The 13,684-nt window shown below is 64.2% G+C and carries 14 protein-coding genes; 3 read left to right on the top strand and 11 right to left on the bottom strand.

Annotated elements, in window-relative coordinates; all coding sequences use genetic code 11:
- Window positions 1-1,269: alkaline phosphatase PhoX (locus K0M74_RS02125; protein WP_293967411.1), on the bottom strand; the 1,269-nt coding region annotated here is incomplete at its 3' end.
- A gap of 118 nt (window positions 1,270-1,387) precedes the next feature.
- On the opposite strand from K0M74_RS02125, the gene K0M74_RS02120 reads away from it, so the two are divergent.
- Window positions 1,388-2,518, top strand: a complete 1,131-nt coding sequence (locus K0M74_RS02120; protein WP_293967409.1) for a CaiB/BaiF CoA-transferase family protein — start codon at window positions 1,388-1,390, stop codon at window positions 2,516-2,518.
- 107 nt (window positions 2,519-2,625) lie between these two features.
- Here K0M74_RS02120 and K0M74_RS02115 read toward each other — a convergent pair whose 3' ends face one another.
- Together K0M74_RS02115 and K0M74_RS02110 are read right to left on the bottom strand one after the other, a co-directional pair.
- Window positions 2,626-3,321, bottom strand: coding sequence for an acyl-CoA dehydrogenase family protein (locus K0M74_RS02115; protein WP_293967408.1), 696 nt, complete (start codon window positions 3,319-3,321; stop codon window positions 2,626-2,628).
- A complete protein-coding gene (locus tag K0M74_RS02110; protein ID WP_293967406.1) occupies window positions 3,318-4,457 on the bottom strand; it encodes an acyl-CoA dehydrogenase family protein in 1,140 nt (379 codons plus the stop codon). The genes K0M74_RS02115 and K0M74_RS02110 overlap by 4 nt, the downstream gene beginning before the upstream one ends.
- A gap of 50 nt (window positions 4,458-4,507) precedes the next feature.
- On the opposite strand from K0M74_RS02110, the gene K0M74_RS02105 reads away from it, so the two are divergent.
- Both K0M74_RS02105 and K0M74_RS02100 read left to right on the top strand, forming a co-directional pair.
- Window positions 4,508-5,311, top strand: coding sequence for a crotonase/enoyl-CoA hydratase family protein (locus K0M74_RS02105; RefSeq protein WP_293967404.1), 804 nt, complete (start codon window positions 4,508-4,510; stop codon window positions 5,309-5,311).
- Window positions 5,308-6,096, top strand: coding sequence for a tyrosine-protein phosphatase (locus K0M74_RS02100; protein WP_293967403.1), 789 nt, complete (start codon window positions 5,308-5,310; stop codon window positions 6,094-6,096). Before K0M74_RS02105 ends, K0M74_RS02100 begins: the two co-directional genes overlap by 4 nt.
- 143 nt (window positions 6,097-6,239) lie before the next feature.
- On the opposite strand, the gene K0M74_RS02095 is transcribed toward K0M74_RS02100, so the two are convergent.
- From K0M74_RS02095 to K0M74_RS02060, 8 genes are all read right to left on the bottom strand, one after another.
- Window positions 6,240-6,527: a helix-turn-helix domain-containing protein gene (locus K0M74_RS02095; protein WP_293967402.1), complete on the bottom strand. Its 288-nt coding sequence runs from the start codon at window positions 6,525-6,527 to the stop codon at window positions 6,240-6,242.
- A gap of 163 nt (window positions 6,528-6,690) precedes the next feature.
- Window positions 6,691-8,016: an amidohydrolase family protein gene (locus K0M74_RS02090; protein WP_293967401.1), complete on the bottom strand. Its 1,326-nt coding sequence runs from the start codon at window positions 8,014-8,016 to the stop codon at window positions 6,691-6,693.
- A gap of 296 nt (window positions 8,017-8,312) precedes the next feature.
- Complete coding sequence (locus K0M74_RS02085; RefSeq protein WP_293967399.1) at window positions 8,313-9,041, bottom strand: HAD family hydrolase; 729 nt, start codon at window positions 9,039-9,041, stop codon at window positions 8,313-8,315.
- Between the two features lie 109 nt (window positions 9,042-9,150).
- Window positions 9,151-10,065, bottom strand: coding sequence for an aminotransferase class IV (locus tag K0M74_RS02080; RefSeq protein WP_293967397.1), 915 nt, complete (start codon window positions 10,063-10,065; stop codon window positions 9,151-9,153).
- 48 nt (window positions 10,066-10,113) lie between these two features.
- Window positions 10,114-10,404: a hypothetical protein gene (locus K0M74_RS02075; protein WP_293967395.1), complete on the bottom strand. Its 291-nt coding sequence runs from the start codon at window positions 10,402-10,404 to the stop codon at window positions 10,114-10,116.
- A 44-nt stretch (window positions 10,405-10,448) separates the two neighbouring features.
- Entirely contained in the window at window positions 10,449-11,102 is a 654-nt protein-coding gene (locus K0M74_RS02070) for a phosphatase PAP2 family protein (protein ID WP_293967393.1), read from the bottom strand.
- Between the two features lie 201 nt (window positions 11,103-11,303).
- A complete protein-coding gene (gene lpdA / locus K0M74_RS02065; RefSeq protein ID WP_293967392.1) occupies window positions 11,304-12,701 on the bottom strand; it encodes a dihydrolipoyl dehydrogenase in 1,398 nt (465 codons plus the stop codon).
- Window positions 12,702-12,703: 2 nt separating this feature from the next.
- A partial coding sequence (locus tag K0M74_RS02060) for a 2-oxo acid dehydrogenase subunit E2 (RefSeq protein ID WP_293967390.1) occupies window positions 12,704-13,684 on the bottom strand: 981 nt, incomplete at its 5' end.

The raw sequence follows: 13,684 nt of genomic DNA, 5'->3' as shown, positions 1-13,684 counted from the left end.
GGGCGCGAAACAAGCGCCCGCCGGTTCCGTCTGGACCCGGATCCGGCCAAAGGCATAAACCTCGCCATAGGGAGTGACTCCGCGCAGATGATTGTCGACCGTGTCTTCATACTGGTCTTCACACACGATCAGATGGCCGTTGGGCGCGACCGTCAGATTGTCGCCAAAGCTGTATTGCGCGGGATCGGTCGATTCGAGGAACAATTGCAGCCGCCCGGGATTCGATCGTTCCTGCGGCGTCCCCTCATAATGCGAGGGGCGATAGCGCATGATCTGGCCTTGTTTTGCAGGGCCGCCCGACGTGCAGGTGAAATAAAGCTCACTGTCGCCCCAATGGATGCCTTCGCCGCGCGCAAAGCGGGCAGCGCCCTTGGTCGCACCGCGCAGGCGCAGGTCGTCGGCGGGGCTTTCGGGGTCGTCGAGGTCGATCCAGTCGGCGAAATGCCAGCTTCCCGGCTGCATCACCGGCGTAGTCCAGTTGCGGCTGTCGCCGATGCTCTTGTCGAAAAAGGCCAGCGCCTGCAATCGCCCGCCGCGGTGGAGCGACCCCGGAACGTCGGGCAGGAAACGGTAGAACAGGCTGTCTTCGCGATCCTCGGTCATATAGACGATGCCGGTGCGCGGATCGACTGCCGCGGCCTCGCGCACAAAACGGCCCATGGCTTTCAACGGCTCGGCCTTGACAAGCTTGCCGGCGTCGGCGGGCACATCGAAAATCCAGCCATGCGGCTGTCCGACGCCATCAGCAGGGCCAGCGACGCTTTCCTCGCACGTCAGCCAGCTGTTCCAAGGCGTCACCCCGCCCGCGCAGTTGCGGATCGTGCCGAGCAAGCTGAGATATTCCTGCTCAACCTTCAGTGTGTTGGCATCGAGCACCAGCGTCGTCGTGCCGCCCGGAATGGCCGCGCGGCCAACGCGGTCGAATGTGCCTTCCGGCACCGCCGCGCCAGCATTCAAAGGCCCGCTGGCGATATGCTTCGGTCCAAGCTCGTGATTGCGCACCAGCGCCAGCTTGCCGTTATCGAGGCGGAAACAGCCCATGCCGTCAGCGCGATCGGGGACGCGGTACCCGTCGCTCATCGCGTCGCCAAACTGCGAGACAATCTGGTAGGAAAAGCCGGGCGGCAGGTCGATCAGCCCCGCGGGGTCGCTTTGCAGCGGGCCATAACCGGGCGCGGTCGCCATCAGTCCACCCGCCGCGGCGCGGCTCTGCATGGCAAGGCCTGCAAAGGCAAAGGCGGTCATGGAAAACTGGCGGCGATTGAGCATTTTGGGAAACCTCTCCGTTCGGAATCAATGACGCGCTAGAATCGCATTGGGACACTTCAAAGACAATCGGGCCGCACTCGCCGTCCACCATCGAATATGAGCAAACAGGGAGCAAGATATGTCAGGTCCGTTGCGCGGAATCAAAATCATCGAATTTGCGGGCATTGGTCCCGGTCCCTTTTGCGGGATGATGCTCGCCGATCATGGCGCCGAAGTTATCCGCATCGACCGCCCCGGCGGTTTCATGGACCCGCGCGATCCGCTCAGCCGCAACCGGACCTCGATCGCGCTTGATATGAAAAACCCGGAAGCGGTCGCGATCGCGCGTGACCTTTGCAAAAACGCCGACGGGATCATCGAGGGCTATCGCCCTGGCGTGATGGAACGGCTCGGCCTTGGCCCCGATGTGCTGCTCGCCGACAATCCGAAGCTTGTTTATGGCCGCATGACGGGCTGGGGCCAGTTCGGGCCTTATGCGCAGGCAGCAGGGCACGACATCAATTATATCTCGCTGTCGGGCGTCCTTCACGGCATCGGCCGCGCGGGCGAAAAGCCGGTGCCACCGGTCAATTATGTGGGCGATTTCGGCGGCGGTGGGATGATGCTGGCGTTCGGCATGTCGAGCGCGCTCGTCCATGCGGCGCGTACCGGCGAGGGTCAGGTGATCGATTGCGCGATGACGGACGGATCGGCGCTGCTCGCCGGGATGAGCTGGTGGTTCCACGCGGCGGGGCGGCTTAAGGACGAGGCCGGGGTCAACATGCTCGACGGCGGCGCGCATTTCTATGACAGCTATGTCTGCGCCGACGGCAAATTCATCTCGATCGGATCGATCGAACCGCAATTCTATGCGCTGCTGCGCGAGAAGACCGGACTGCAAAACGACCCTTCCTTCGATGCTCAAATGGATCCTTCGCAATGGGTATCGCTCAAGGAAAAACTGACCGCGATTTTTGCGACCAAGACCCGCGACGAATGGTGCGCGATCATGGAGATGACCGACGTCTGCTTTGCGCCGATCCTTTCGCTGAGCGAAGCGCCGCAGCACCCGCATAACGTCGAACGCGAGACGTTTCTGACTATAGGGGGGGCGGTCCAACCCGCTCCCGCGCCGCGCTATTCAGCAACGGTCAACGACACCCCGCGCCCCGCCCCTGCTGTCGGCGCCGATGGCGATGCGGTATTGGCGGGCCTCGGCTATGACCCAGCAAGGATTACGGCGCTGCGCGAAGGTGGCGCGGTGCGGTAATTCTCCGGCCTCCGTTCGTGCCGGGCGAAGCCGAGACACCTTGGCGTGGCGCAGGGCCCAAAAGCATCTCGGCTTCGCTCGATGCGAACGGAATATCTGGTGGGAGCTCAACGCGCGGTTAGTGCTTCCCACAGCCCCTCACCGCCAAACTCCGCAACCTGCCGCCCGAGTATCAGCGCCCAATACGCATCATTCCCATGCGCGCCGCGCCAGCGCATCAGCGGGATCGTCACCCGATTAAGATCATATTCGCGCGTAAAGCCGATCGCACCATGCACCTGGTGCGCGATCGCGGTGACGACCCCGACCGCGCGGTTCGCGCGCAGCTTTGCCGCAGCGATCTCGAAATCCGCTGCAGCCGGATCAAGCCCCACCGCATCCAGCCGCGTCGCCAGCGCCGCCGCCGCCGCCTCGACCGCGCGCACCTCGCACGCCATCACCGCCAGCGATTGCTGCACCGCCTGAAATTTCCCCAGCGGCCGCCCGAACTGTTGGCGCGTGTTCACATGCTCGATCGACAGCGCCAGCGCCTGACCCATCGCTCCCGCCATCAGGCTCACGGTCGCGGCGGGTTGCAGCGCCTCACTTACGATCAGCTCGGCAACCGGCAGGTCGGGAACCATGGCTCCGGCAATCTGCAGCACCGCATTCACGTCGCCCCAGTCACCGCCAAACCCGCCCTCGTCTTCCGGCACCAGCAACAACGCAAAACCGGCTTCCGCAATGGGCCCCATCCCCGCTGTCGCCGCCTCGGCGAACACCGCCCGCGCGGTATCACACAGCATCTCACGCGCCGCGCTCATCGCAGGCCCAGTCCGCGTGCGATGATCCCCCGGATCACTTCGCGCGTCCCGCCGCGCAGTGAAAAGCTGGGCGATGCGATTAGCAGCGCGCGGAGTAGGCGCGCCAGATTGTCCGGCTCGTCCCAGCCGCTTGTCACGATCGCTTGCACCCGGCGCGGCATGTCCTGCTCGAACGCATTGCCCAATTCCTTGACCACCGACGCCTCGACCATCGGATCCTCGCCCGCTGCCAGCTTCGCCGCGGTCGACATCGACAGTTGGCGCAGCGTCCACATTTCGGCCGCCAGTTCGCCGATCAGCGCCGCAACCGCCGGCTCGGGTTGGGCGCCCGCCGCATCGATCAGCGCGACAAGCAGCGCGTGGCTCGACAGATAGCGCTCCGGCCCGGATCGTTCGAGACCCAGCTCGGCGGTAACCTGTTGCCACCCCTGCCCGCGCATCCCGACCAGCGCGCCATGCGGCACCAGCACATCGTCGAAAAACACCTCGTTGAAATCATGATGACCCGCCATGTCGATGATCGGGCGGATCGTGATGCCGGGGGTATCGAGATCGATCAGCAGCTGGCTTAATCCCGCGTTGCGCTCGCTGCCCTCTTCGGTGCGGACAAGCGCCAGCATGATGTGCGAAAAATGCGCGCCGGTGGTCCAGATTTTCTGGCCGTTGATGCGCCAGCCCTCGGCGGTTTCGCGCGCTGTCGTGCGCACCGCGGCCAGGTCGGAACCCGCACCAGGTTCGGACAGGCCGATGCACGCGTAAAGCTCGCCCTTGGCAATCCCCGGCAGATAGCATTCGCGCTGCTCTTCGCTGCCATAGCGCTGGATCAGCGGCCCGGTCTGGCGGTCGGCGATCCAGTGCGCGCCGACCGGTGCACCCGCCGCGAGCAATTCCTCGATCACCACATAGCGTTCGAGCGGATGCCGGTCGCCGCCGCCATAGCGCTCCGGCAGCGTCATCCCGATGTAACCGGCAGCGCCCAGCGCGCGGCTGAAATCGGCATCGAAGCTTGCCCAGCAATTGGCGCGCGCGACGATGTCGCCCTGCGGTTGGTTCACCGCAAGCCATGCCCGCAATTCGGCGCGCAGTGCCGCAACATCGCCAGGTGGATCGAAGGGATAGAGCGCAAAGCCTTGCATGTCCCGACAGCCATGCAATAGCCTTTGCCAACAGGAAAGGAATTTTGATCATGGGCGAGTTTTTGAGTGTCGAACGGCGGGGCAAGATCGCGATCCTGACCATGATCAAGCCCGAAAGCATGAACGCGATCGGCACCCATGAGGACTGCCAGGACATCATCGACACGCTCCGCACCCTCGGCGAAGACCGCGGCGTCAGCGCAATCATCCTGACCGGCAGCGGAAAGGCCTTCAGCGCCGGCGGCAACCTCAAAGGCATGCAGGATCGCACCGGCATCGGCGTGCTAGACCAGCCCGACTCCACGCGCGCCAATTATCGCAAGGGCGTGCAGGCGGTGATCCGCGCGCTGATGGACTGCGAAGTGCCGATGATCGCCGCGGTCAACGGGCACGCCATCGGCCTTGGCTGCGACCTTGCTTGCACCTGCGACATCCGCATCGCCGCCGAGAGTGCAAAATTTGCATGTAGCTTCATCAAGGTCGGGATCGTTCCCGGCGACGGCGGCGCCTGGCTGCTCCAGAAGGTCCTCGGCTATCCCCGCGCCGCCGAACTGTTCCTGACCGGCGACCGCTTTGACGCGCAGCAGGCAAAGGAATATGGTCTCGTCACGGACGTCGTCCCCGACGCGGAACTGCTCGACCGCGCGGTCGCGATTGCCGAACGGATCGTGTGCAATCCGCCGCGCGCGCTGCGCCTGACCAAAAGGTTGCTGCGCGAGGCGCAGCATAGCCGGATGAGCGACATCCTGGAGCTCAGCGCCGCTTATCAGGCGATTGTGCACGAAACGGCCGATAACCGGGAGGCGATCAATGCCTTCGTCGAAAAACGCCCACCGGTGTTTACAGGAGAATGACCATGATTGCCGAGCGTGTCCTGCCCCTGACCGGCGTTCACAATTTCCGCGATTATGGCGGCTATGCGGTTGAGGGCGGCGGGCGGCTGCGCAGCGGCATGCTGTGGCGATCGGCGCATCATCAGGACGCTGACGACGACGATCTGGAGGCGATCGACAAGCTGGGGATCGAGACGATCATCGACCTGCGCGGTGACGACGAACGCGCTCTGCATCCCTGTCGGCGACCTGAAGGCTTTTCGGCGCGCGTTCTCTATGCCGAAGGCAATACCGCGGGTCTCGCTCCTCATTTGCAGGCAGCGGGGGGGACGATCGATAACGATACGGCGCGCTCGCGGATGATCGATGTCTATGCCGGGATGCCTTATCGCCCCGTGCTCGTGAACACCCTGCGCCTCTATCTCGCGGCGCTCGCCGAATATGACGCGCCCAGCCTGGTGCATTGCGTCGCGGGCAAGGACCGCACCGGCTTTGCGGTTGCGGTCGTCCACCGGCTGCTTGGAGTGCATGAGGATGATCTGATGCACGATTATCTGCTCACCAACAGCGCGGGCAAGATCGAGGAGCGGATTGCGCAGGGCGGCGATGTCATCCGCGCCCGTTACAATTCCGAAATCCACGACGACGCGATCCGCACCCTGATGTCGGTGAACCCGATCTTCCTCGACGCCGCACTGGCGACGGTGCGCCGCGATCATGGCGATGTGGCGACCTATGCCGAGGCGGTGCTGAACTTCACCCCCGAGATGCGCGATGCGATCGTGGACAAGCTGGTGGTGTATTAAGCAACCAGATTTCCCTTCGCCCTGGGCTTGTCGAAGGGCTGTCCATTCCTTCACCGTTGCGGCGAAGACGTACGGTGCTTCAAAAAATTATGGGTCCGATGCGTAGCATCGCGGCCCTGCTTTGCTGTCGGCCATAACGGCGGTCAGCGCAGCAGCTCGCTCACCAGCGAGGGCTTCTTCGCAAGCATGGCGAGCAGCACCTGGGCGGGGCCGTTGGGGTGCCTGCGGCCATGCTCCCAGTTGAGCAGCGTGCCCTTGGAGACGCCGATGCTGCGCGCGAAGGCGCCCTGCGACAGACCCGTGCTGGCGCGGATCGCGGCGACATCGACGCTGGGCACCTCGATCCGGTGAACGCGCGCGCCGACATTCTTGCCCTGGGCATGGCCCAGCGCCTCGCTCAATCCCTGCATGATTCTCTCATAAGCGCACATCTGCGAACTCCATAGGTTGCGACCAGGGTCCTTCGCCGCGTCGGCCGAAACCGCCCGCAACCCACCGATGCGTCAGGAGAAAACCACCCACGCTACGACCTGGTGCGTCGGGGTGCTGTGTTGCTTCAAAAAGCTCAGTACGAACGGCTTCAGGTGGGCGTGACTACTCCCCCTTCACCAGCACCCCACCCTTGACCACCGCGTCAACGCTTTCCAGCTGGCGCACATCGGTCAGCGGATCGCCTTCGAGGACGACCAGATCGGCATAACGCCCCACTGCGATCGCGCCGACGTCCTTCTCGCGCCCCAGCGCCTCGGCGGCGTTCTTTGTCGCCGCCTGAATGGCTTGCAGCGGGGTCATTCCATATTCGACCATGACGCGGAACTGGCCGCCGACCTGGCTGTGCGGCATCACTCCGGCGTCGGACGCGAAAACCATCCGCACCCCGGCGCGGTGCGCCTTGCGGAAATTGTCGCGCTGGATCTGCGCGATCTCGCGATCCTTGCGCAGATTATCCTCGAGTACCCCGTTCTTGGCGCCTTCGGCCTGGGTATATTCGGTGTTGAAGATGTCCATCGCGAACCACACCGGCTGCTTGCGCGCTACCGCCATGCGGATGCCTTCGTCGTCAACCAGGCTGGCATGTTCGATCGTGTCGATCCCGGCAGCAATCGCGGCGCGGATGCCAGCGCCGCCATGCGCGTGAGCGGCGACGCGCAGCCCCCACTGATGCGCCTCGTCGGCGATCGCCTTAAGCTCGTTCTCGGGAACTTGCAGCTGGCCCGGTTCGGTGTTGCGCGAGAAGACGCCGCCGGTCGCGCACACCTTGATCACTTCGGCGCCATATTTGCGCTGGCGGCGGACCTGGTAACGCAGCTCTTCCGGATTATCGCCGATCCCCTCTTCCTTGCCGTCCTTCTTTTCCAAGCTGGGGGGCAGAAAGGTACTGTCACAATGACCGCCGGTCGCGCCCAGCGCATAGCCCGCTGGGACGATACGCGGCCCCACGGCATAGCCGGCGTCGATCGCCTGTTTCAGCCCGATATCGTTGCGATCGCCCGCCCCGACGTTGCGCACGGTGGTGAACCCGGCATCGAGCATGTCGCGCGCGTTTTTGACCGCGGTCATGCCCCAGAAACTGTCGGTGAATTCCAGCCCGCGATAGCCGCCGATGTCGGCGGGACCGTCGAGGTGGACGTGCATGTCGATCAGGCCGGGAACCAGCGTCTTGTCGCCCAGATTGATGTGCTTGACGTCGCTGCCCCATTTGATGACCCGCGCATCGGCGATATTGGTGATGCGGCCATCGGGGCCGACGAAGATGGCGGGATGTTCGACCGTCTTGCCGGTGAGCACATCGACATAGCGTGCGGCGGTTATGACCGTCTGCCCGCCGGGTGCCTGCGCTGCCGCTGATGCAGCGAAAAGCGCCGCCGAGCCCAAACCGATTCCCCGCAGAAAACTGCCGAACTTCACTCGCGATTGCATGTTTGACCCGCCCTGTTGTTGGTGCCCGCAAACTAGATGGCAAAGCGGGACTTAATAGGACAGCGGAAAATGAAAACGGCGTGCATTTGATTTTCCCTGTCGCGCAGCGATGGGGAGGTGGCGGCGGCGTAAGCCGCTGACGGAGGGGCTTTGACGCTGCCGTTGCCGCCCCTCCACCCCGTGCTTCGCAAGAGTGCTGGCTCGTCCAGACCCCCGGACTGGACCTGGATTGCCGGGGTAATCCAACCCCGCACTCACCCTCCCCACCGCTTCGCGACAGGGAGGATTGAAAAGGATCAGGCTTTGATCTTGTGCTGCGCCAGATAGTCGTAGTCGGGCCGGCAGGCGTCGGCGACGCTTTGGGCCTGCGACGTCAGCTCGGGCTGCGGCGTGTCGGGCGCGCCAAAGCCGGTGCTCGCCGCCACTGCGTCATACCAATGGCTCGCCCATATGCCGTCGGTCGGCCGCAATCCGGCCTCCCAAGACAGCATCGCCGGATCCCATACAATCCCCAGCGCCGCGCACAATTTCTGCAGCATTCCCGCTGGATCGCGCAGGATGTCGGCGCTATCGATCACCGGCGGCGCATGACCCAGCCGATCCGCTTCGCGGTCGAAAAATTCGACCTGCTTGTCGGTACCGAGATGGTCGGGCCGCACCGCGACGCGCTTGGCCGCATAGCTCGCAACGACGCGCACCGGATCGCGGATCAGGAAGGCGTGGCGCAGGCTCGGCAGGTCATCATGCGCGATCGGGCCGACCATATGGTGCGCCATATGCTTCTGATACCAGATCGCCGTATCTGCCGGGTTCGGCCCGGTCATGCTGCGCGCGACGCTTTGCCAGTCGCAGTCCATGGAAGCCAAGACCTCCTCCGCCATCGGCTGCGGATCGCCGGTCGATTTCAGATAGGCGCCGTAGAAAGGCTCGTCGGTGACATGGGTATCAGCGCGGCTGCCGAAGCTGCGCATCATCGCCGTCGACAGATTGCGCGGTCCCGACCACATCGCGATGCGGATGGTCATTGCAGCATCCCCGAACCTCCGTTCGTGGCGAGCGAAGTCGAGACACGCGCGGCGCCAACATGTCTCGACTTCACTCGACACAAACGGGCCTGGGAGGACGGCTTATCCATCAAGCGCGTCGCGCAATATCACGCTCGATCAATGCCTTGTACAAGCCCTGCAACCGCTCGACCATCGGCCCACGCCCCTCGGTCAGTACGCGTCCGTCGATCGTGTGCGCCGGGACGACCCCGGCAAACGTGCCGGTCACAAACGCCTCATCAGCGCCATGAACCTCGGTCAGCGAGAAATTCTTTTCGAACACCGGAATATCATTCTCACGGCAGAGGCGGATGACGTTGCTGCGCGTGATCCCGGCCAGGCAATAATCGCCGCTCGACGTCCACACCTCGCCCTTGCGCACAATGAAGAAATGGGTCGAGTTGCATGTCGCGACAAAGCCGTGCGGGTCGAGCATCAGCGCCTCGTCGGCGCCCGCCTGCGCGGCCTGAATGCACGCGGTGATGCAGTTGAGCTTCGAATGCGAATTAAGCTTGGGATCCTGCACCGCCGGGTCGCCGCGGCGCACATGCACGGTGAACAGCGACAGGCCTTTCTCAACCGTCGATGGCAACGGATCCTTATATTCGGCAATTATCACGATCGTCGCGGGCGAGATGACGACGCGCGGATCCTGATAGGGCGTCGACCGGATGCCGCGCGTCACCATCAAGCGGATGTGGCAGGCGTCCATGCCATTGCCTTCGATCGTATCGTAGAGCCGCTGGGTGAGCGTCCCACGATCGATGCCGATGTCCATCGCGATCGCCTTGGCCCCCTCCCACAACCGGTCAAGATGCTGGTCGAGGAACGCCATGCGCCCCTTGTGGACGCGAATCCCCTCCCACACCCCGTCGCCGAGCATGAAGCCGCTGTCGAACACCGAAACGCTGGCCTGTGCACGCGGTACGAGCGTGCCGTTGACGTTGATCAGGATCGCGTCATTGCGCGGATCGGGGACGAAATCGTGGGTGCCTTGTGCCATGCCATGTTCGTAACCGATGGCGCGCGGCTGTCGAGAGCGAAGCGGCGGCTAAATCGCCTTGCGGCCAAAGCTGGCGGGGCGTGCTGGCACGTCTTCCAGGGGATCGACCGACACGTCGCCTGCCAGCCCCGCTTCGCGTTTGCGCATGTAATTGGCGAAGGCGGCATCGGGATCGAACGCCGGTTCAACGACGACCTCACCGGGTTTCAGCTTCGCTTCGAAGCCCACACCTGCCGCGTCATCGCTGCCAGCAGAGGTGCGCAATTTTCTGATGATCAGCGGCAGCGCAAGCAACAGCCCGCCGACCAGGCAAAATATGATGACAGGGGAAATGTCCATACCGAAGCTCCCGCGATTCCGCGGGCCTCGATAACAGCGACAGTTTACGATTCCCTTAGTGCGCCGCCGTTGCGCTGGCCGCGCGCGCTGACCCACCACGCCCCGAGCAGCGCAAAGACCGTCCCGAGCAACGTCCCGCCGACAATGTCGCTCGCCCAATGCACGCCCAGCATGATGCGCGAGAAAGCGTTGAGGATGATGATCGACACCGCGAGCGCCGAGGCCGCATTGCGCCAGCGGGGTGGCGCTAGCCAGGCGAGGAGGAGATAGACCACCGCCGCGCTCGTCGCATGGCCGCTGGGGTAGGCAGCGCTGCCGACATGATCAAGATGCGGCACCAGATCGGGACGCGGCCGCCCGAAGGACATTTTCAGCACGCTCGAGGCAAAATTGGCGATCAACGACGCCCCGCCCAGCGCCACCGCGCAGCGCGGCCCGCACCAGTGCCAGACCAGTGCGCAAAGCAGGATGACGATCCCCCACCGCGGCAGCCCGCCGCCGATCCAGCTGACACTCTGCATAAACAGGATCCACCAGCTTGGCGCAGTGTCCACGGTCATCACCAGCGCGGCGCTGATCTGCTGGTCGAGGCCATCGACCAAGCCCGCCGCGACCACGGCGCTGACCATCGCGAACAGCAATAGCGTGGCGATCAGGGCGTTGCGGATGATGGCGGTGCGGGTGGGTGCAGCTTTCACGCCGTCGTCTATGGCCAAAGGCCATTCATAGCGCAATCAACGACGGTCAGCGGCGGCCCCCACGCTCGATCGGCGTCGAATGTCGGCCTGCGCGGCAAAGCCACGGATTTGCGTCAGGATCCGGCACGTTGAAAGGCGCGGGCGACGGAGGCAAGGCGCGGCGGCGCACCGGTCCATCGTCGCCCGCCCTGACGTTAATTGCTAGATATGTAGCGGCCGTCCAAACGCCGCCAGCACGCCCTCATGCATCGTCTCGCTCAATGTCGGATGCGGGAAGACGGTGCCGATGAAATCATCCTCGACCAGCTCGGCGGTCTTGCCGATCGTATAGCCCTGGATCAGTTCGGTGACCTCGGCGCCGATCATGTGCGCGCCGAGCAGTTCGCCGGTCTTGGCGTCGAACACGGTCTTGGTGAAGCCTTCGGATTCGCCGAGCGCAATCGCCTTGCCGTTGCCAATGAAGGGGAAGGTTCCGGCCTTGACCTCGTAACCGAGTTCCTTGGCCTTCGCTTCGGTCAGCCCGACGCTGGCGATCTGCGGGCGGCAATAGGTGCAGCCGGGGATGTTGCGCGGGTCCATCGCGTGCGGGTGATTGCCCGCGATCGCCTCGACCGAAATGACCGATTCGTGCATCGCCTTGTGCGCTAGCCACGGCGGCGCGGTGACGTCGCCGATCGCCCAGATGCCGGGGACATTGGTGCGGCACATCGCGTCGGTGTCGATATGGCCCTTGGTCGTCTTCACGCCGAGCGCCTCCAGCCCGATATTCTCGGTGTTCGGGACGATCCCGATCGCAACGATCGCGTGGCTGAATTCGGCGCTCTCGGTCTTGCCGTCCTTGGTCTTAATCTTCGCAGTGACGCCGTTGGCGGTCGCCTTCAGTTCCTCGACCCCGGCGCCGGTGAAGATCGTCATGCCCTGTTTCTTGAGCTGTTTTTCCAGGAAGGCCGACACATCGGCATCCTCGACCGGGACAAGCCGATCGAGCATTTCGACGACGGTCACGTCGGCGCCCATGTCGCTGTAGAAGCTCGCAAATTCGATCCCGATCGCGCCCGATCCGATGACGAGCAATTTCTTGGGCATTTCGGGCGGGACGAGCGCGTCGCGATAGGTCCAGATGCGCTTGCCGTCGGCGGGCGCGAACGGCAGGTCGCGCGCGCGGGCGCCGGTGGCGACGATGATATTCTTGGCGGTCAGGGCTTCGGTGCCCTTCTCGCCTTTGACGTCCAGCTTGCCCGGCGCGGTCAGCTTGCCCTCGCCCATATGGACGGTGATCTTGTGCTTCTTCATCAGGAAGGCAACGCCTTGGCTTAGCTGCTTTGCAACGCCGCGGCTGCGCTTTACCACCGCGTCGATGTCGGCGCTGATCTGCTGCGCAATCAGGCCGTAATCGCCCGCATGCTGCATATAATGATAGATTTCGGCCGAACGCAGCAGCGCCTTGGTCGGGATGCAGCCCCAGTTGAGGCAGATACCGCCAAGATTTTCGCGCTCGACGATCGCGGTTTTCAGGCCCAGTTGAGCCGCGCGGATCGCCGCCACATAGCCGCCGGGCCCCGAGCCGAGGACGATGAGGTCGTAGTTGGTGTCAGCCATGTTTACGCCACCAGTCCCAGCGGGCTTTCAACAAGCTCCTTGAAGGTCTTCATCAGCAGCGCGCCATCCGCCCCATCTATCGCGCGGTGGTCGAAGCTGCCGGTCGCCGACATCACGGTAGCGATCGCGAGCGCGTCGTCGACCACATAGGGGCGCTTCTCACCCGCACCGATCGCCATGATCATCGCCTGCGGCGGGTTGATCACCGCGGTGAATTGCTTGATCCCCATCATGCCCATGTTCGAGATGCTGGCGGTGCCGCCCTGATATTCGCTGGGCTGGAGCTTGCCTTCCTTGGCCTTCGCGGCAAGCTCGGCCATTTCGGTCGAGATTTTCGACATCGACTTGCCGCCCGCGTCGGTGATGATCGGGGTGATCAGCCCGCCGGGGATGCTGACCGCGACCGAGATGTCGGCGCGGCTGTACTGGCGCATGACATCGCCGCCGAACGACACGTTGCACGCCGGGACGCGTTCGAGCGCAACCGCGAGCGCCTTGATCAGCATGTCATTGACGCTGAGCTTGACCCCGCGGCTTTCGAGGCTGGCGTTGAGCTCGCCGCGCAGCTTGAGCAGCGCGTCGAGGCGGATATCGACGGTCAGATAGATATGCGGCGCTTCCTGCATCGACTGGGTCAGGCGGCGAGCGATCGTCTTGCGCATGCCGCTGAGCTTCGTGTCCGCGTGTGGGATGCCGAAATCGGGGATCGGGCCAGCGGCAGCAGGAGCAGACGCGGACGCCGCGGCTGTTGCGGCGGGAGCGGCTGCACTGGGTGCGGCTGCGGGCGCCGCAGCACCTGCCGGAGCACCGTCGAGATCGTCCTTGACGATGCGGCCGCCGGGGCCGGTGCCGCTGATCGCCGACAGGTCGATACCGCGTTCGGCGGCGAGGCGCTTGGCGAGCGGGCTGGCCTTGATGCGGTCACCTTTTGCCGTCGTGCCAGCGGAAGCTGGGACCGCTGGCGTGGGCGTGCTGACGGGAGC

The organism is Sphingopyxis sp. (genome assembly GCF_019459305.1).
Taxonomy (GTDB): Bacteria; Pseudomonadota; Alphaproteobacteria; order Sphingomonadales; family Sphingomonadaceae; genus Sphingopyxis.
This window is presented reverse-complemented; position numbering and strand designations above follow the sequence as displayed.